This is a genomic window from Cuniculiplasma divulgatum, assembly GCA_031200235.1.
Classification (GTDB): domain Archaea; phylum Thermoplasmatota; class Thermoplasmata; order Thermoplasmatales; family Thermoplasmataceae; genus UBA509.
The window spans coordinates 1403129-1421856 of record CP133595.1; the positions used below are offsets into that span (position 1 = coordinate 1403129).

At 46.6% G+C, this 18728-nt stretch carries 26 protein-coding genes and 1 tRNA gene; 16 read left to right on the plus strand and 11 right to left on the minus strand.

Annotated features, from left to right (window positions below; all coding sequences use genetic code 11):
• Positions 1 to 28: 28 nt before the first annotated feature.
• Genes RE469_07405 through RE469_07435 form a run of 7 tightly spaced genes read left to right on the plus strand, consistent with a single transcriptional unit; the run spans position 29 to position 4391 of the window.
• On the plus strand, positions 29 to 589 hold the full coding sequence (locus RE469_07405) for a 30S ribosomal protein S13 (GenBank protein ID WMT44025.1): 561 nt from the start codon (positions 29 to 31) through the stop codon (positions 587 to 589).
• Positions 590 to 602: 13 nt separating this feature from the next.
• Positions 603 to 1211, plus strand: a complete 609-nt coding sequence (locus RE469_07410; GenBank protein ID WMT44026.1) for a 30S ribosomal protein S4 — start codon at positions 603 to 605, stop codon at positions 1209 to 1211.
• Positions 1208 to 1591, plus strand: a complete 384-nt coding sequence (locus tag RE469_07415) for a 30S ribosomal protein S11 (protein ID WMT44027.1) — start codon at positions 1208 to 1210, stop codon at positions 1589 to 1591. Before RE469_07410 ends, RE469_07415 begins: the two co-directional genes overlap by 4 nt.
• Before the next feature lie 4 nt (positions 1592 to 1595).
• Positions 1596 to 2417 carry a DNA-directed RNA polymerase subunit D gene (locus tag RE469_07420; GenBank protein WMT44028.1) on the plus strand — a complete coding sequence of 274 codons (822 nt, stop codon included), beginning with the start codon at positions 1596 to 1598 and terminating at the stop codon, positions 2415 to 2417.
• A gap of 39 nt (positions 2418 to 2456) precedes the next feature.
• Positions 2457 to 3227, plus strand: a complete 771-nt coding sequence (locus RE469_07425) for an inositol monophosphatase family protein (GenBank protein WMT44029.1) — start codon at positions 2457 to 2459, stop codon at positions 3225 to 3227.
• Entirely contained in the window at positions 3224 to 4042 is an 819-nt protein-coding gene (locus RE469_07430) for an NAD(+) kinase (protein WMT44030.1), read from the plus strand. Before RE469_07425 ends, RE469_07430 begins: the two co-directional genes overlap by 4 nt.
• On the plus strand, positions 4029 to 4391 hold the full coding sequence (locus tag RE469_07435; protein ID WMT44031.1) for a Mov34/MPN/PAD-1 family protein: 363 nt from the start codon (positions 4029 to 4031) through the stop codon (positions 4389 to 4391). Before RE469_07430 ends, RE469_07435 begins: the two co-directional genes overlap by 14 nt.
• Before the next feature lie 23 nt (positions 4392 to 4414).
• Here RE469_07435 and prpB read toward each other — a convergent pair whose 3' ends face one another.
• A complete protein-coding gene (gene prpB, locus RE469_07440; GenBank protein WMT44032.1) occupies positions 4415 to 5302 on the minus strand; it encodes a methylisocitrate lyase in 888 nt (295 codons plus the stop codon).
• Entirely contained in the window at positions 5283 to 6617 is a 1335-nt protein-coding gene (locus RE469_07445; GenBank protein ID WMT44033.1) for an MmgE/PrpD family protein, read from the minus strand. Before RE469_07445 ends, prpB begins: the two co-directional genes overlap by 20 nt.
• Positions 6618 to 6901: 284 nt before the next feature.
• On the opposite strand from RE469_07445, the gene RE469_07450 reads away from it, so the two are divergent.
• The 3 genes from RE469_07450 to RE469_07460 all read left to right on the plus strand — a co-directional run bounded on the left by RE469_07450 (position 6902) and on the right by RE469_07460 (position 8852).
• Positions 6902 to 7882, plus strand: coding sequence for a ParM/StbA family protein (locus RE469_07450; GenBank protein WMT44034.1), 981 nt, complete (start codon positions 6902 to 6904; stop codon positions 7880 to 7882).
• An 84-nt stretch (positions 7883 to 7966) separates the two neighbouring features.
• Positions 7967 to 8371, plus strand: coding sequence for a hypothetical protein (locus RE469_07455; protein WMT44035.1), 405 nt, complete (start codon positions 7967 to 7969; stop codon positions 8369 to 8371).
• A 40-nt stretch (positions 8372 to 8411) separates the two neighbouring features.
• Positions 8412 to 8852, plus strand: a complete 441-nt coding sequence (locus RE469_07460) for a peroxiredoxin (GenBank protein ID WMT44036.1) — start codon at positions 8412 to 8414, stop codon at positions 8850 to 8852.
• A gap of 4 nt (positions 8853 to 8856) precedes the next feature.
• Here the strand turns inward: RE469_07460 and RE469_07465 are convergent, their stop codons facing one another.
• Positions 8857 to 9066, minus strand: a complete 210-nt coding sequence (locus RE469_07465; protein WMT44037.1) for a CDGSH iron-sulfur domain-containing protein — start codon at positions 9064 to 9066, stop codon at positions 8857 to 8859.
• 191 nt (positions 9067 to 9257) lie between these two features.
• Between RE469_07465 and RE469_07470 the strand changes: the two genes are divergently transcribed.
• The 6 genes from RE469_07470 (at position 9258) to RE469_07495 (ending at position 13710) form a co-directional block, all read left to right on the plus strand.
• Positions 9258 to 9758 (plus strand): hypothetical protein, encoded by a 501-nt coding sequence (locus tag RE469_07470; GenBank protein WMT44038.1) that lies wholly within the window; start codon positions 9258 to 9260, stop codon positions 9756 to 9758.
• Between the two features lie 81 nt (positions 9759 to 9839).
• On the plus strand, positions 9840 to 10217 hold the full coding sequence (locus RE469_07475; protein ID WMT44039.1) for a GntR family transcriptional regulator: 378 nt from the start codon (positions 9840 to 9842) through the stop codon (positions 10215 to 10217).
• A gap of 22 nt (positions 10218 to 10239) precedes the next feature.
• On the plus strand, positions 10240 to 11340 hold the full coding sequence (locus RE469_07480; protein ID WMT44040.1) for a DUF5808 domain-containing protein: 1101 nt from the start codon (positions 10240 to 10242) through the stop codon (positions 11338 to 11340).
• 60 nt (positions 11341 to 11400) lie between these two features.
• On the plus strand, positions 11401 to 12291 hold the full coding sequence (locus RE469_07485; protein ID WMT44041.1) for a hypothetical protein: 891 nt from the start codon (positions 11401 to 11403) through the stop codon (positions 12289 to 12291).
• Entirely contained in the window at positions 12254 to 13324 is a 1071-nt protein-coding gene (locus RE469_07490; GenBank protein WMT44042.1) for a transposase, read from the plus strand. The genes RE469_07485 and RE469_07490 overlap by 38 nt, the downstream gene beginning before the upstream one ends.
• A 125-nt stretch (positions 13325 to 13449) precedes the next feature.
• Complete coding sequence (locus RE469_07495) at positions 13450 to 13710, plus strand: hypothetical protein (protein WMT44043.1); 261 nt, start codon at positions 13450 to 13452, stop codon at positions 13708 to 13710.
• Positions 13711 to 13807: 97 nt separating this feature from the next.
• On the opposite strand, the gene RE469_07500 is transcribed toward RE469_07495, so the two are convergent.
• The 8 genes from RE469_07500 to pyk all read right to left on the minus strand — a co-directional run bounded on the left by RE469_07500 (position 13808) and on the right by pyk (position 18695).
• A tRNA-Pro gene (locus tag RE469_07500) sits at positions 13808 to 13883 on the minus strand.
• Positions 13884 to 14102, minus strand: coding sequence for a DNA-directed RNA polymerase subunit N (locus RE469_07505; GenBank protein ID WMT44044.1), 219 nt, complete (start codon positions 14100 to 14102; stop codon positions 13884 to 13886).
• A gap of 7 nt (positions 14103 to 14109) precedes the next feature.
• Complete coding sequence (locus RE469_07510; protein WMT44045.1) at positions 14110 to 14517, minus strand: 30S ribosomal protein S9; 408 nt, start codon at positions 14515 to 14517, stop codon at positions 14110 to 14112.
• A 1-nt stretch (position 14518) separates the two neighbouring features.
• Positions 14519 to 14935 (minus strand): 50S ribosomal protein L13, encoded by a 417-nt coding sequence (locus tag RE469_07515; protein ID WMT44046.1) that lies wholly within the window; start codon positions 14933 to 14935, stop codon positions 14519 to 14521.
• A 2-nt stretch (positions 14936 to 14937) separates the two neighbouring features.
• Complete coding sequence (locus tag RE469_07520) at positions 14938 to 15306, minus strand: 50S ribosomal protein L18e (GenBank protein WMT44047.1); 369 nt, start codon at positions 15304 to 15306, stop codon at positions 14938 to 14940.
• A gap of 71 nt (positions 15307 to 15377) precedes the next feature.
• The gene (locus tag RE469_07525; GenBank protein ID WMT44048.1) at positions 15378 to 16187 is read right to left on the minus strand and encodes an RNA methyltransferase; all 810 of its coding nucleotides are present in this window, start codon (positions 16185 to 16187) and stop codon (positions 15378 to 15380) included.
• Positions 16165 to 16938 carry a peptidylprolyl isomerase gene (locus RE469_07530; GenBank protein ID WMT44049.1) on the minus strand — a complete coding sequence of 258 codons (774 nt, stop codon included), beginning with the start codon at positions 16936 to 16938 and terminating at the stop codon, positions 16165 to 16167. Before RE469_07530 ends, RE469_07525 begins: the two co-directional genes overlap by 23 nt.
• A gap of 74 nt (positions 16939 to 17012) precedes the next feature.
• Entirely contained in the window at positions 17013 to 18695 is a 1683-nt protein-coding gene (gene pyk, locus RE469_07535; GenBank protein WMT44050.1) for a pyruvate kinase, read from the minus strand.
• Positions 18696 to 18728: the final 33 nt, after the last annotated feature.

The following is an 18728-nucleotide window of genomic DNA, read 5'->3' on the forward strand; positions in this document are numbered from 1 at the left end:
ATGACACGGTCAATTGAAGGATGGTTTAATGGCTCAGGATCAGAAATCAGAGAAGAAAGAAACGAAAGAGAAGAAGGATACGAAAGAGACGAAAAAAGAGGCAAAGAAAGAGGTCCCTAAAAAAGAGGTCCCCAAGGAGAAGAATGAGGATTTCCAGTACATTGTCCGTATCGGAAGTAAGGATCTTGACGGTGAGAGAACGGTCAGGCTTGCTCTTGCAGATCTTAAAGGTGTAGGTGACAGGCTGTCGCAGATAATTGTTGGGAAACTTGGGGTTCCGGCCGACAAGAAGATCGGTGAACTGAAAGAGGAAGATATTGACAGGATCCGGGATTTCGTGGAATCAAGGGACTATGAGGGCATTCCATCATGGGCGCTTAATCACAGAAGGGAGCTTGTCACAGGTGATGACATTAACTTGGTATCCAACGATCTGGACCAGATTATACAGGACGACATCAACCTGATGAAGAAGGTGAAGATGTATCGCGGTGTAAGGCACGAAAGGGGCAAGAAAGTTAGAGGACAGAGGACAAGATCAAATGGAAGAAAAGGCCTTACCGTTGGAGTCCAGAGGAAGAAGGAGTAAAGGAGAGATTTAAATGGGAGATCCAAAATTTCCAAAGAAAACATATTCAACGCCCAGGCACCCCTGGGAGAAAGAGCGTATTGATTCTGAAAGAGAGCTTCTCAATAAGTTCGGACTTAAGAACAAGAGGGAACTGTGGAAGAACATGGAGCTTCTGAAGTCATTCAGGAGCCAGGCAAGGGAACTTCAGGCGAGAATGAGAACCAATGACGACAACGCGGTAAAGCAGTTCCAGTTGCTCATTAAGAGACTCAATCGCTACAGTATCATATCAGAGAACGCAACACTTGATGATGTACTTTCACTTACAATCGAGGACATACTTGCAAGAAGGCTGCAGACAATCGTGTACCGCAAGAACTATGCCAGGACACCCAAGCAGGCCAGGCAGCTTATCACCCATGGGCATATCACCATGGACGGAAGGCGCGTAACAGTTCCCGGCGTTATTGTGGAAGGCCACATGGAGGGTCAGATTGGCTACACAGAGAGTTCACCGCTAAATGATGAGCTTCATCCACTCAGGCAGATTATAATGAATGGCCCCGGTGCACAGCAGGGTGAAACCGGTCAGGAAAATGACAGCCAGGATGAGACAGAGTCAGGGGAAGAGAAACAATGAATAAAACAGGTATAGCTCATATTTATGCTTCGCAGAATAACACCATCATACTGGTGACCGACACAACAGGTGCCGAGACACTTGCAAAGGCCACAGGCGGGATGGTTGTAAAGAACGACAGGGACGAATCAAGCCCATATGCGGCAATGAAGGCTGCCGATCTGATAGCAGAGAAACTGAAGGAAAAGGAAATTTCTGATCTCATAATAAAGGTCAGGGCACCAGGCGGAAGCAGATCAAAGATCCCAGGTCCTGGAGCACAGTCTGCCATCAGGGCTCTTTCCAGAGCTGGTTTCAAGATTCTCCGTATCGAGGAAGTAACACCCGTTCCCCATGACGGCACAAAGAAAAAAGGCGGAAAGAGGGGAAGGAGAGTTTAAGCGCATGACCCTTAGGATCCTTGAATTGCAGGATAATTACATTAAATTTTCAATAGATGGAATTGATTCAGGAATAGCCAACTCCATAAGGAGGACTCTGATCAACGATATCCCGAAACTTGCCATTGAAAAGGTCACATTCCATCATGGCCAGATAAGGGATGGAGAGGGAAATGTCTATGATAGCTCCCTGCCTCTTTTTGATGAGATTGTCGCTCATCGTCTTGGACTGATTCCACTTGTCACCGACCCAAAGATGAACTTCAGGAATGAATGCAGCTGCGGAGGTCAGGGATGTCCCCTGTGCACAATGACATATTCAATCAACAAGATCGGCCCGGCAATGGTCACATCTGGAGATCTCCAGCCAGTGGGAAATCCGGAACTCGTTCCAGCAGACAGAAACATACCAATAGTGAAACTGGGACCAAAGCAGGCAATACTTGTGACAGCAGAGGCGATAATGGGAAGGGGTCGGGATCACACAAAATGGCAGGCGACATCTGGTGTTTCATATAAATATCACAGGGAACTCAGGATAACCAAAGCCGACTTCGAAAACTGGGAATTCTACAAGGAAAAATGCCCAAAAAGTGTGCTTTCAGAAGATTCAAAGCAGATCAGCTTCACCGACGATGACAGGTGCCCATGGATTTCACAGCTGCTGGACAGGCAGGGAGTGAAGATCATAGAGGATGACACAAATTTCATTTTCCAGTTTGAAACAGATGGTTCCTACAAGGCAATTGACGTTCTCCAGTACGCCATGAAGAGACTGCCGCAGAGGCTCAACACACTCCTGGACAGCCTTGTAACCCCAGACTGACCATAATATTATTTCATTACCTTCCCATATGACATAATTATGACAGATTTTTTCAAGTCGCTTGACGCCATTGGAAAGGATGTAATGGAAGGATTCAATCGCAATTCCTCAAACAATTCCCCATCAAACCTGGTGGGAATGGGGGCTGATGGTACAGCTACACATTATCTCGACAAGATCTGCGAGGACATAATAATCCAGGGAGTTAACGAAATGGACATACCTGTAAATATAGTGAGCGAGGAAGCCGGCATAATAAACAGGGGCTATGATACGAATCTGGTCATTGATCCTCTGGACGGCACATTCAATGCGCTCCACGGCATACCTTTCTATTCCGTATCCATGGCCGTAATGGGAAGGGACTTCTCATCATTAAGCGCTGGCTATGTGAAGGATCTTTATGGCGGTGACGTATATCATGCTGTCAGGGGAAAGGGTTCATACTTCAATGGAAAGAAGATATCAGTTTCAAAGGAACCGGTTGGATGCTGGATTTCCAAAGCAGGGAAATGGCAGGATCCTATAAACCGCAGGATCATGAGCCTCAGGGGAAAACACCGCAGGCTTGGATGCGCTTCCCTTGAAATGTGCCTTGTTGCCAAGGGATCTGCCGACCTCATGGCATACGTGGGAGAAGGTGTTTTCATAAGAAATATAGATATTGCTGCGGGGGCCCTCATTGTCAGGGAAGCTGGAGGTATTGTTGTGGATCAGGACGGCAGCGATCTGAATCTTGGACTTGACGTTGCAGAAAGATCCCACGTGATCGCTGCAGCAAACAGGCAGCTTCTGGAGGGGATAGTTTGAAGATAGGTTTCTCTGTAAGGAAGGGCTGTTCAAGATGTGCCAGCATTGTGCAGAGGATAGTGGAGATACTGCCCGAAGACTGGGACCTGTATTATGACAGGGAAACTGCCAGATTCCTTGACCTGAAGGGAACGGACATAGACAGGATGAAAGTCGACATGGTCATTGCTGTTGGTGGAGACGGCACGGTTCTCAGGGCCATACAGAGGGCAAACACGCCTGTTCTGGGAATCAACATGGGAGGACTGGGCTTTCTCTCCGAAGTGGAGATTGGCGACGTTGAAAGGTCAATGTACCGCATAATGAGGAATGATTACCGCATAGAAAGCACAATGAAGCTGAAGGTCCTGATCAATGGCGTGGAGACCATGGAATGCACCAATGAGGCGGTAATTCATACAAGCAAGATCGCCAAGATACGGAAATTCAAGCTTTACATAGGCGACAATTTCTTTGACACAACCACGGCTGATGGCCTCATAATTGCCACACCCATTGGCTCAACGTCGTATTCATACAGTGCGGGGGGACCCATAATCTATCCCACACTTGATGCGGCGGTCATATCCTACATCGCGCCGTTCCGCTCAAGAATAAGACCGGTGGTATTCCCATCTGACAAGGAAATATTTGTGAGATTTGGCGGCAAGGACCAGAGCTGCGTGGTCATACTGGACGGGCAGACGCAGTACAATGTGGATGAGCGGGATGAGATATCCATAAGGGTATCGGAAAACAAGGCCAGATTCGTGACATTCCGTGAATCTTTCTACGACCGTATAAGGGAAAAGCTGATCAAGAATGTGGTCTATTAGAAAAAGAACGCTTCAGATGATAATGGAGGCCTCAAAGGATTCATATCCCAGGGAATTCGGGGCATTCCTCCGTGCTGAAAACAACGTGATTTATGAAATTGCCATACTCCCAGGGACAGTGCAGGGCGATCATCACACAATATTCCAGCTTTACAGCAAGCCCATTGACTTCTCACTTGTGGGGAGCGTACACTCGCACCCTTCTGGATTCACCATCCCAAGCGATGCAGACCTGTCAATGTTCTCCAACACAGGTGCTGTCCACATAATAGTTGGCTATCCCTATAACCTTGAGAATTTTACAGCCTATGACCGATCCGGAAAAAGAATAGAGATGAAGGTTATCTGATTCCCGGTTTTGGATCAAGGGCGTCAGTTACTGTCTGCAAGTTCCCTGTCTTCCTTCTCGTACTCATCGTATCCTATGACGTCATAGTATTCTGACCTGGTCATGAGGCGTTCCATGAAATCCCTCTGGGTGCCGGACTTCTTCAGGTCTGAGTAGACATATTCAACGGTTTTCAGCATGGCCCTGAATGCTGTCAGGGGAAAAATCACAGCCCGGTAGCCGATCTCCTTTATCTCCTCAACAGAAAGAAGCGGGCTCTTGCCAAATTCAGTCATATTGGCCAGCAGTGGGGCTTTTACTTCGGAGGCAAACCTTTCAAATTCTGATCTGGATTCCAGGGCCTCAGTGAAGATCATATCTGCCCCTGCCCTGAGGTATTCTCTGGACCTTTCAATTGCATCATCCAGGCCATTTACCGATCGCGCATCTGTTCTTGCAATGATGACAAAATCCATGTTCTTCCTTGCGGAAACTGCAGCCTTTATCTTCAGCACCATATCGTCTTCGGGGACTATCCTCTTGCCGTTCAGGTGGCCGCATCTCTTGGGAAGAACCTGGTCCTCAATATGAATGGCGCTTGCCCCTGCGTGCTCCATTTCCCTGACTGTGCGGATAACATTAATTGTTTCACCAAAACCTGTATCAATGTCCACAATGAGAGGAAGCCTGGTGACCGCAGTGATCCTTCTAACTTCCTCTGCCACTTCAGTTAATGTTGTTACAGAAAGGTCAGGAAGTCCCATGTTTCCTGCCACGCCAGATCCCGAGAGGTAGAGAGCATTGAATCCCGACCTCTCGGCAAGAATTGCGGACACACCGTTGAAGACGCCCGGTGCAACACAGAAGCCGTTCTTCAGTATCTTCCTGAGTTCTGAGGGCCCTGAGTTTATATTATCTCTTAAAACTGACATCGGAAATCACCTCCATTAATTCCCTTACCTGGTGCTTCTGGAAACTTTTCATGAAATCCATCAGTATGGCTGAGTTCTCGGGCCCCATCACTCTCTCGCCCTTTGCTTTCAGGTCATCCCAGGTGTAAGGCTTCCTGAAATGCCCCTTGGGGGCATCCATCTCTTCAGTGAATGTTCCGTTCTCTGCCTCAACAGTGATCTTAACAGGCAGATAATCAGGGTACATCCTGTTGAATCTTTCTGTCACCCTGTACGAGGATCTGTCGATTAAACCCAGAATACGGGAATCGTGAAGAAGATCGTCGCTGTATGATTCTGGATTTGGTGCGCCGTGAAGCAGGGTGTAAGCAACGATATAGGGCATGCTGTGATCAGCAGTCTCCCTTGTTCTTGGCCTCAGCTTCTCTGGATCCTTTATGATAATGCTGTAGGCAACCTGGAATGTTTCAACATCAATTCTCTTTATCTCACCTTTTACTTTACTCCTGATATTCAGGGCAACCTCTGCAGCGCTCATTGCATGGTATTCCACCGGAAAATTCTTTATCATTGTGCGAAGGACCTTGCCGAATCCAAGCTCCAGCGAGAATTCTCCGGATACCTGCTTGAAGAACCCCATCTCGCCAGTGAAGACTGGCGATGGTCCCGTGAAACCCTCAGAAGCCAGAAGAGCAGCAAAAACAGCATTCCTGGAAGCATCGGACGCGGTACAGCCCTTCCACATGCTGAGCTCCCCGGCCCTTGTCTGCCTCATGCTTATGCTGTTGTTGAGTGAAAGGCTGATGGCATTCTCGAATTTCTTCACGTCCATATCCATCAGGTTGGCGAGGCCAGAAGCTGCCGATATTGAAATGTACGTTACGTGATCCCAGCCCCTGTCCCTTATTGAAACTGCATCAGCAAGAGACCCTACAACATCATAAGCCAGGGAGGCAGCTTCAAGAACTGCCTTGCCATCATAATCCATGGCATCAGCAATTGCAAGCAGAGGGGGTATGTTGTCAGAGGGATGCAACGCCTCCTTGGAGAGGTAAGTGTCGTTGTAGTCCAGGTACCTGGTCATGGATCCGTTTATGAAGGCTGCAATATCCGGAGTGGCCCTTCCGGCTCCAAAATAAACTCGTGATGAAAGATTGCCGGAGAGTGGAAGGAACACTTTCTTCTCTATCCTGACAGGAGGTGCATCCCTTGCACCAAATGAGGTGATTATGGAATCCGCAATTCTTTTTTTCATCTCCTCGGAGACATCTGAGGGAATATGGGACCTTCTGATTTCATCCGAATGCTCAATAATTTTAGCTATGACTGCATCCATATTCTGCAATGGAATCGGACTATTTAACGGAATTCAGTGCTTTATGCTGAAAGTAAATATAGACTATTAATCTATATTTTAATGCCCACGCATTAAATTCTCATTCTCCAGTAACGAAATGCCATGAGATCAAGGCAAACATTTAAATGCGGGCATGACAATTGTTGTAAGCTTAGGACAGGCAGAAACATGGTTGCCATGGTAGTATGCGGGCATGAATATGCTCCTTGTTGCTATGGATTAATCCTGTTATGCTGAGTCTGTGAATGAAAGGTGAGGGAAGATTGATAACAGTTGGTATCGACCTAGGATATGGTGACACGAAAGTCATCGGAGTGGACGGCAAAAGAGAGAAGTTCCCGTCAAGATGGGCTGGAACTGAGGCTAAGAACTGGGGAATAGGGGGATCAACAACGATCCTTACCATAAACGATGGTGAGCCATTCTTCTTTGGAGACAATGCCACGGGCGCAAACGTCAGGGAGCCCCAGGGAGATGGGAGACTTTCTGACCCGGACTCGTTGCCGCTTCTTGCCGGAGCCCTCTGGATGAGCGGAGCCGGAACAGACGGAAACCAGGCAGAAATAGTACTCGGAAGCGGAACCCCCCTGGGTACATTTGAACATGAACTCAATGCCGCGAAGGAATTTCTGGAAGGCAAGGAATTTGATATAAAGTCAGTATCCGGAGAGACCAGAAAATTCAAGCTTTCAAAACTGGTTATGAGACCACAGGGAGTAGGGGCGGCACTTTATCTACTTGACCAGGGCCTGATTAAAACCCAGTACGGATACGGGGTTGTGGTGGATATCGGCTCAAGGACTACTGATGTCCTCACTGTTAACCTGAAGAACATGGAACCCGTTGTGGAAATGTCTTTCAGTATACAGGCAGGAGTCGGCGATCTTGTCTCAGGCATAAGCAAAGCAATTGCCAAGGAGACAGGGTTCATCGTGCCAACCGATATAGCCAGGGAAGCCATTTCCCAGACAGTAGTATTCAAGCAGAGAGAAGTTGGAGGGCCAAAGGTATCAGAGCCTCTTATGAACACTCTTGCCTCAAAGATCCTTGACAAGCTCAGGGAGAATCTCAGGGAAGAGCTTGACAGAATTACTGCGCTCATACCGGTTGGCGGAGGTTCAACACTCATAGGCCACAGGCTAGAGGCACTTGCGCCTGGCACCCTCATAAAAATACCAGCCGAGGATATCCAGTTTGCAAATGCTCTGGGATACAGGGATGCAGCCAGCAGATCAGCGCAGTGATTTTTTTGCTGCACAATTTCCCTGACAAATTATTTATTGTGGCTGGAGATGGGCACCATCCTTCTTCTATGAAAGGATGAGAACATGGCAGCCAGGAAAAAAAATGACAATGAAACTGAGGAGGAAGCGGACCTCAGTGAAACAATTATTAAGCTTGAAAAGGAAGATATCTCCGCCATAAACCTTCTGAGGCAGCAGGGCGAATCCGCGTTGCAGGTTATACGCAGGGCATTGCAGGATTCACTTGAGTATGGAGTCATGAAAGATATGCTCTCATCAATTGACGGGAGGATTACGGAACTATCCAACAAATACAAGACAAGCCAGTCCACAATTATTAATTTCAAATATGATGTGGACGACGGGCTCAGAGTACCAGAAGAGCTCAGGAAGGGGGAGGACAGGAATCAGAAGGTCACCAACCTGAAGCAGGCTCTGGAAAAAAAATGGTCCGAACTTGAGGAGAAAAAGGAGAAGAATAAACAATAACGCACACATCAATTTAAATAGTGTAGAAGCATAATTTATCATGCCACTTTCCATAGGCGAGGATGCGCCAGATTTTGAAGCAATAGATGATGAAGGCAACCGTATCAGGTTTTCGGACTATTCAAAAGGGAAAGTTGTTCTCTACTTCTATCCCAAAGATGAAACTCCAGGTTGCACAGCTGAAGCATGTGCCTTCAGAGATGAATGGGACGAGTTCCGCAAGCTCGACTGCACAATCATAGGTGTCAGCTCAGATTCTGTGGAATCTCACAAAAAGTTCAAGGAACACAGACAACTGCCCTTCAAGCTTGTATCTGATCCGGACCAGAAGATCCGGTCAATGTACGGGGCCAAGGGTTTTATTATACCGCCAAGAATCTCATTTGTGATTGTTAATGGAAAGATAATACACACCTACAACTCCCAGATGAATGCCACGAATCATGTCAGGGAGGCCAGGCTCGTTCTTGAAAAAAATTGATGGATTAATCCATCTTATAAAATGAGGTTACCTTTACCCTGTTTCCCTGTTCATCGTAGAGATATGTGTCACCCTTTTCGTCAAGAGTCTTCTTGTGAGTGCCATCGCAGTATGGCTTATTCTTGGAAAGTCCACATGCGCACAGATGCAGTTCCTGATCTCCAACCTTCACCACATATGGGTGGTTTCTTTCGTGCAGTACCAATCTTGCCATTTTATATCCCATTTGACATGTTTTCAACCTAATAAATCATTATCCATCTGACTTGGAAAGCATCTTTAAGATTTTCCACAGTCAATATATGTAGCAATTTACCATGGACAGCTGTTTGAACTTATATGCATCTTATGGCCAGTTCAATCCAACAGCATGATATTTATGTGAATAGCCCATCATCCCAAGACTTGAGGAAGATACTTCTCATCATAGGTCTCGCAATACTGGTGGCAGGGCTCCTTATGGCGGCCTCAATGCCTGAACTTGAGAAACCGCATATCAGGACTTATGACAAACTGAATTCATTTTCTGCCGGAGAATATGTATCTCTGGAACTGAACATCACTGGGCAGTCAGAGATATCCACACAGGGCCTCAGCACCTACCTTATAGATGCATCGCAGCTTTCCATGGTCAATGCATCCAATATAGGGCTGTATAATATCCATGAAGTGCTCAACCTTACGGTGAGCGGTGTTGCAACCCACTCATATGTCGTGTCTGCGGGCCACTATTATGTTGTTTATTTTGGCAACTCATCTTCAAACATAAACTATACGGTAATCAGAGACTACGGCCTGGTCTCATTCATGGGCACGTTATACGTAGCAGGGCTGGCAATGATACTGATTGGAATAGTTGGCACAGCTCTAGGGGCGGTGCTCAGGCCAAAGAATATGAATCAATAAGGCTGATCCGGAAACCGATGCCGGTCGATAACTGTTATATGCCAGAAAATTATATAATATCAAGGAAACTGAGGGAAAGGTATGGCATTCATAATTGAAATAGATGATTCATTGGAGACTCCGCTCTACGCCCAGATCAAGCTGTCAGTCATATCAGGCATCAAGACAGGCAAACTCAAGCCAGGTGATGTTCTTCTCTCATCCCGTGAACTGGCAAAGTCACTTGGGATAAATTACCACACTGTCAACAAAGCATACGATCTCCTTGTGCAGGAGGGGTTTCTCATACGGGACAAGAAAAAGAGAACATTTGTAAATAAATGGGCCAGTGGAGATGATTCCAGATTCCTCAAACGCTGGGAGGACCTGGAAAAAAGCCTCATAGAAGAGGCAAAGGCACGTGGAGTCACCAGTGTGAGGATACTGGACATTGTCAGGGAAGCACTGGGAAACAGCTGATTCAATCCATGGGGTATAGACCGTGATACAGTACCTCATTAATGTTGCAGATTCAACTGTAATCATATTTCTACTTGCTTATATAAATTTCATCATGCCATCACTGACTCCAAGATCTGTGCAGTTTGGTGTAAGAATTCCGCCGGAAAGGATCGCAGATCGTTCCTACCTTTACATAAGGAAGCGATTCAGAATTCACGTTGCTGCATCCTCAAGCATCGTTCTGATATCGAGCCTTCTGGTATGCATTATCACTGGATCGGCCGGATTTTCGCCACTTTTCATACTTGTGGAAATTCTCACAATGTGGTTTGTATATCTCGATGCACGGAGACACCTGAGAAATGTTAAGATCAGTGAAAAATGGACTGAAGGGTATATACAGAAGATGCCGGCCGTTATCACGCCCGAGAGACCTGCTACGGTACGAATACTTCTGTATTTTGTTATGCCGCTGACTGTCATAGTTTCCACTGCTGTCATCGCAATGAGGGAATATCCATACATGCATGCAATTCTGCCCGTGAAATTTTCTGGCGCAGACCCGGTTGCATTTGCCCACAAGACAGTTCAGCTGGTTCTGACACCTGTATATTCTCAGCTTATTTTCCTGGGGATATATTCCATACTTGTCTTTGCACTCTGCCGCGTAAAGGTTGTGCCAGAGTACCCTGATCTGGACAGATCCCTGGCAGTCCAGCGCCATTACAGGCTTGGCGTAATTTTTGCCCTATCCGTTCTTCTTACAATGGTTGAAGTAGATATCATGCTATCGGGAATGGCCCAGTGGGAGATTGTTCCAGGCATCTTTACAGAATTTTCTGTTATTCCATCTGTAGTGGGACTTGTCCTTGTGGTTGCAATAGTGTCAAGGATGAGGCACCGTTTTCCCGGTCAGCTGAATGTGGAATCAGCTGGACCCAGGCGCGTGATGAACAGGGATGATGATTCATTCTGGAAGGCTGGCATGATATATTATAACCGTGATGATCCTTCGGTAATTGTTCCAAAGAGGTTCGGCATAGGCTATACGGTCAATTACGGCAACCCACTCATTAAAATTGCAATACTCATCCTCCTAGCCTCTCTGGTATGGCTTCTTATAAGGCCTATTGTGGGTTGACATTGTATGCCCTGTTCGCCATGAATCTAATAAGGCCAAACCCACTGAAGGCGAGTCTTCATGAAAAGAATTGCCGCATACCTCATTGAGGGGATATTCGCTGTTGCTGCTGCCCTGATTCTGGCAATCATCTTCCTTCAGGATTTCAGGTTCTTCGTCATGCCTGAATCATTTGTTGTGAAGCTTTATATTTATTCCTTCCTGGGACTCATAATTGCCATTGTTCTTATAATTGCTGCAGGAAGGATAAGGGATGTGTCTGATGTTCAGGAAAAAGGAATCTATGGTTATATAAGGGTCTCTTTTGGATTTCTCTGGATCATAGATGGTGTCCTGCAGATACAGCCAGAGATGTCATTCGGCTTTGTTTCATTCGTCATAAATCCGGTAGTTTCCCAGTCACCGTCACTCATCGGGCAGTTACTCAGGCCTGCAATTGAATTATGGCTGTCCCATCCGGTCTTTCTTGATGCCCTCTCTGGAGTGGCCCAGATATTCATAGGGATGGGGATTCTAATCTACAGACAGGGCAAGCATCTCAGGATATTTCTCTGGATATCCCTCTTGTGGTCGCTGTATCTCTGGATTCTGGGAGAGGCCTTCGGGGGAATATTCATTAAAGGCGCCTCCTACCTGACTGGATTTCCGGGGTCTGCATTCATATATGCAATAATATCCATCCTCATGATATCATATTCTGACACAGGGGCTCTCAAAAGGGATATCGCTGCCTTCATGGCAGGTCTCTTTGCAATTTCGACTGCCCTTCAGGCCATTCCGCAATATGGATTCTGGAGAGCCGAGAATCTCTTCAACATTCCATCTTCACGATCTCCAGTCGCAAGGAAGCCCACCTCTTCAGATGTGGGAGGAATTGCGACACTCTTATATATTGAGTGTATATATCAATATTGTGCTCAAGACCCTTCAGATAAAGCTGCTTCCCCATGATGAACAGCAGGGAGCATTGGTTGATACCTTCATCAAATTCAACAGTGCCTGCAACTTTGTTTCCAGGATAGCGTTTGAAGGGAAGCTGTATAACAAGGTTATTCTCCAGAAAATCACGTACAGGGACATCAGGGAGAGGTTCGGTCTTGCTGCACAGCTTGCCATCAGGGTCATAGCAAAGGTTGTTGAAACCTATAAGGCTGATAGGACATCTTTCCATGAGTTCAGGGATTTTGGTTCCATTGTATATGATCAGAGGATACTGAGCTTCAAGGGTGTTGATGAGGTGAGCATCAGTACCACCAGTGGAAGGGTAAGAGTACCCATAACCATTGGAAAATATGGTGATATACCTTTTGAAAGGATCAGGGGTCAGTGTGATCTCATCAGGAAGAACAAAATGTTCTACCTCATGGTTGCCGTTGAAGTTCCTGAAGAACCCATCATCAAACCGAATGACACCATGGGAGTTGACATGGGCATCGTGAATATTGCGGTGGATTCTACCGGGAAGTACTATTCCGGTGATGAGATCAATGAGGTCAGGGAACACAATGCTGATCTCCGTTCCCGTCTCCAGTCTGTAGGGACCAAATCCGCAAAACGCCATCTGAAGAAACTCTCCGGAAAGGAGGGCAGGTTCGCCAGAACCACCAACCACATAATATCTGAAGAGATCGTTCAGAAAGCCAAAGGCACCTCTTCTGCCATTGCCATTGAAAACCTCAGTGGCATAAGAATGAGGACAACCGTTAGGAAAGGCAACAGGTACATCCATAATTCGTGGGCTTTCAACCAGCTCCGGTCGTTCATTGAATACAGGGCAAGGGAAGCAGGAATCCCTGTCATTGTTGTGGACCCACACAACACCAGCAGGGAATGTCCCCATTGCCATGCCATAAGCAGGAAGAACAGGCTGGAACAATCCAGGTTCAGATGTATTTCCTGTGGGTTTGAGGGAGAAGCGGATTTCATCGCCTCCCTCAACATCAGGAACAGGGCTGCTGTCAGCCAGCCTATTGTAGCCTCATAAGAGTTACAAGCCAGCATGCTTTAGCAGTTGGTAGTTGACTTGTGATCAATCAACAACCCCTGATTCTGTCAGAATGGCTGCGTGCCATTTCTCTCAGCTTTTATTACCATCATATTGTGTGGAATTTGGTATTTGTGGTAGTCATGGCGGTCACAGCAGTTCTATGGGTTGTAAGACCAAAGATTTCCGCCTTGCTGACAATCGCATTTTCTCTGTTTGTGTGGTTTGTTGGTCAGGACTTCGGAGTTCTTGGAGGGTACGGCACGGATCCCAATACGGCTTTACCTGTAATATTACTTGCATTCGTGTTTCTATTGCACGAAAGGATCTATGTTAGAAATGATATTCTACAATTCGATTCTGGCAGGGCAGACCAGCATATCTGAACCGCAATACTTTCCTAACGTGAATAATGAACCATCTGGAACGCTTGGCGATTCGCGGAATCTAAAAAAACAAAAATAAAGGATCATTGGTGAAATATGGTGGGGCCGTTGAGATTTGAACTCAAGTTACCAACACCCCAAGCTGGTAGGATACCAAGCTACCCCACGGCCCCTCACGAGAATGGAAGGATTTCATCTATCAGGTCAGTGTGAGACAGAATCATCCTTCTGCAGCAGTATCTGTGAAGGTGGAGATCATCCATTGTGGACGCAATCTCGTCAGGGGTAGGTTCCCTCCCAGAAGCCCTGATCTCTGTCATCTTCTCACTGAACTTGACATAATCTGATGCTATCACCCTTCCGCAGCTGAAACATCTTACAGGTATAATCATTGCATCATCACCTGTAGGACTTCTGCCTCTTTGCTCGGGCACCCTTTCCTGAGGGTTTCTTTGGCATCTTTCTCCTTATGTCATTCACAAGTAGGGTTCTATCGTACTGCCTGAACATCTCCTCGATCTTGTCATCCTTAAGGAACTTCACTATGCCCTTCGCAATGGCAGTTCTTGAAGCATCGGCCTGGCCAGTCATTCCTCCTCCGGCAACCTTTACGTCTATGTTCACTTCATTGGCTCTCTCCCCTATTATGAGGAGGGGTTCCTCAATTTTCTGCCTGAGAATCTGAACCGGGTGGAATTCCACAGGATACCCGTTTATTGTCACCTGTCCGTTTCCTTTCCTGGTAACGGCCCTGGCTATGGCAGTTTTCCTCTTGCCCGAGGTTACTACTACGTTTTGTCCTTTCATTTTAATACTTGCCTCCAAGTCTTTCTGCTACCTTGCCAAGGGTAACGAAGCCACTGACCTTGGAATTCTTCACTTCCTCCACGGTTTCCATGTCCTTGCCGGCATATTCTTTCGGAACACTGCTGAATACAAAGCATCTCGAAAGTGCATCCTTTCCAGTAGTCTTCTTCTTGGGAAGCATATCTCCGATGGATCTCCTCAGGATCTGATTGGATGTCCTTGGATAGTAAGGACCCTTCCTCACGCTTCCAATATCCAGTCTTTCCCGGAATTTTTTCAGTACAAATTCTTCTGATCCGGTCACAGCAACATTTTTGGCATTTACAATGACCACTTCCTCTCCCCTGAGCAGTTCCTTAGCCACATGGGCGGAAAGCCTGCCATAAATAAGGTTAGTTCCGTCTATAATCTTCAGCATTATCACCCCACTATCTTGATGCCTGTTCCTTTCGGATTCTCGTGGGCAACATCAACAAGACTCTTGAATTCTGCGCCTGAATCACTTAGCTTCTGGATTGCACCCCTTGACGCCTTGAGTGCTGCAATGGTGACCTTCCTTTCGAAATAACCCGATCCTAGAAGCGATCCGGGGACTACTATTATGTCGCCGTCATTGGCCAGTTTATCAATCTTTCCCACGTTTACGCTGGCATATGATCTTCTCCGGGAGTTGATTCTCTTGGCTACGTCTCTCCAGAACACTGAACTGTTTTCCCGTGAAACCTTCAGGAGTTCGTCCACAGTTTCCTTCAGGACAGTACTTTCTTTGTTATTAGATTTAATTGACATGGTATTCTACCGATACTCTCTCCGCATTGTGAATCCATAATAAAAGTTTTCTCAAGCTACCATCAATGGTACTAAGAGTCGACTTCATTATTTTCGCTCCATGGTGCCAGTACGAATCTCAGAATTCCCATCAGTTTATAGAATTCGGATTCAGTTATGGCGGATCTGGCCAGTATCCTCCTTATCATTATCAGGCTGTTCTGCATCTTGTAATCTGGATATCCGTATTTTCTCATTATTTCCTGTATCTTGCTGTTGATAAGTTCCATCTCTTCTCCAGTGGCAGGATCAGGTATGTTGGGGTCAGATTCCGGCAGATGCTTCAGCATTTCATACAGTATTATGGATACTGCATGTGATAGATTGTACACAGGGTATTCCGGATTGCCCGGGATATGAATGAAGGCATTGCATATCTCGATCTCGGTGTTTCGCAATCCGTCTGCTTCCCTGCCAAATACAAGTGCTATCTTTTCTTTTCCCGGAGAATGTATGTTCCAGAAATCCCATGGAGTCACAGGGAGCCTCCTGAACTTCCTGTCGCTGAGCGTCTGTTCACTGGACGTGGCAGCAACAACAGTGCAGTCCGCAACCGATTCCCTGAATGAAGTGAATCTGCTTGCGGATAAGAGGATGTCCTTGCCGCCCATTGATCTTGCAAGGGCTTCATCATCTATTTCAGGGCCGTTCACTATACGCAGATCATGTAAACCAGCATTTCTGAGAAGTCTGGCCACTGCACCAATATTGCCCTGAATTTCAGGTTCCACAAGCACAACGCAGACCATTTCTGACATCTGCTGGAGTGCTGTGGAAAAGTTATGGATAAAATTCTCTTTTTTTTCCTTGAGCTCAGACTTACTCTGTGTTCTTCTGTTCAACCTTGGCCTCTTCCTGGTTTTTTTCTTCAGAAGCAGCCTCAGTAGGTTCAGCCGGCTTTTCCTCAGGCTTGGGTGTCTCTTCTCTCTTGTAACTCTCCCTTATCTCTATGTCCTTTCCAGGAATATATTTTCTAATATCTGAAACAAGCCTGAATTTGGCCTCAAGCCAGGCAACGTCAAATTTGGTCTTTTCAGGCACTGAAATGGAAATAACATCTCCGTTCTCCTCAACACTGAACTCGCCTGAATCCACATTGTAGTTATAATCTATGAGCGCACGGATCTTGTCGGGCACCTGATCCACAACGCCCAGTACAGTGTATTTGTAAAGGACTGGCTTTCCTGCCCACTGATGATTATAATCAACAAGAACTCTTCCCGGTGTGACGGATATTACCTTACCTCGTCTCCCCCCTATGGATACTTCCTGTCCGGGTACCGGGTCAATCTTCTGCCTCTGGAATTCCCTCACCGTATGGACCTTTATGTTCTTGGGGTCCCTCAGGCCATAGGCATCCTCTGCCTTTATAGAAACCTCATACTCCTTTCCGGTTTCAGCCTGTTTCAGGGATTCGTTAACCTCCTTGAAGAGTACGTCTGATCCCACAATGAGCACTGTTTCCTTGTACTTTGTATTCTCATCATATATGCCATTGTCTTTAGCTAGCTGTTCGCTGTTCGTTGATACCAATTTCTTGTCTTCCCCAACGTACATCTCGAAGTTGATTCTGATAAAATCCCCGTCATTCATCAATTCTCACCAAATGTTGGTAATGTGGCGGAGAGTAGAAAAATGTATTTATAAATATCGAAGTGAGGCGTCCTTCAGGATGTGATAACACCTGTTGAACCGTCCACATAAACATTTGTCCCGTCTTCAAGACTCTTCAGAAGCTTTGTGTTGTGTATGAAAGGTATGCCTGTTTCAGAGAGTTCCTCCTCACTGGCATGCCCGATGCTTTCAAGGAATATTATTCCGGCGAATTCCGCAAGATCCGAAATCCTGGCGCCCTTCATGTTCTCTGTAACGTATATATCTCCGGGACCGTCAAGTTTCCACGTCACGGTTCCCTTGAAGTTCTTCCCCGAGGGATACCCTCTTCCCATGAATTTGCCAATGGTGGCCACTCTCACATCGTTTGTGCCGCCAAAAAGGAAATACGGTGCGCCGGAGGTAACGACCACGCGCTCTCCCTTCTTGAGGCCTGTCTTTTTCTCAACAGCAGACATGATATTCTCAAAGTTGGACAGGTCATTGCTTGAGCTCTCAATAAGCAGGGGAACAACTCCGGAATAGAGGCTCAGCTTATTTGCAAGGCCCCGCGCAGGAACTGCTGAAATAATTGGAACTCCCGGTCTCACGGCAGATATCATCTTTGGAGTGTTTCCTGTCTTGGAGAATGTCACTATGGCGCTGGCCTCAATCTCGGATGCCACGATCTTGGATGCACGGGCAATGGAATAGGCAACATGGTTTCCTAAAAATTCACGTGGTTCAGCGTAGTTGGAATTCCTGGATTCAACAAATTCTGCTATTTCATTGAGGTATCTCACTGCCAGATCCGGATAGTCTCCAACGGCGCTTTCCTCCGATAGCATTACAGCATCCGTGTTGTCCAGAATCGCGTTGGTTACATCTGAAACCTCAGCTCTGGTGGGGCTGCTGGATTTTACCATGGATTCCAGCATCTGTGTGGCAACTATGGCAGGAACGCCGTGTTTGTGGGATTCTTCTATGATGTGCTTCTGGGCCATTGCAACCTCCTTCAGTGGAAGCTCAACACCAAGGTCTCCCCTGGCAACCATCACAAAGTCTGATACACGGGATATTTCCTTTATGTTCACATATCCGCTCTTGGTTTCAATCTTCGATACGATTAACTGGTCTCCACCCCTTTCCGAGACCTCCTTCTGCAGCGTCATCACATCTTCCTTCCTCTGGACGAAGGACTGTGCGAAAAATTCAACGCCTGCACTTATGCCCTCCTGCAGGAACTGCCTGTCCCGTTCTGTCAGCGTACCGAGAGGAAGAAACTTGCCCGGTATATTGACTCTGCTCCTGTCTCTGAGGTCCCCGTCATCCAGGGATTCAAGCTGAATGCTGGAAGAATTCTTAGAGAGTACTCTCATCCTGACTCTACCGTCACTTAACAGCAGTGTTTCTTTGGGCTCAAGCCCCTTTGCTATTTCCGGGTGACTCAGGGTTATGTCACCTTCAGAACCATTGAGGGTGAGGTTCAGTTTCTGGCCGGCCTTCACAATCTTGTGCCCGTCTGGAAATTTGCCGGTTCTGAGTTCCGGTCCCTTGAGGTCAACCATGACCCCGACGTGCATCCCTGTCTTCCTGTTCAGTGATTCCAGCGTTTCCTTTACCTTTGCAATGTATCCCGCCTCAATATGGGCAGTATTGATCCTGATGCAAGAAAGTCCATAACGGTACATTTTTTCCAGCACATCTGTCTTGAAGCTGGAAGGGCCTATTGTGGCGACAATTTTCGTCCCTGCCATTATTGAGAATTAACTTGAACTATATAACCGTGC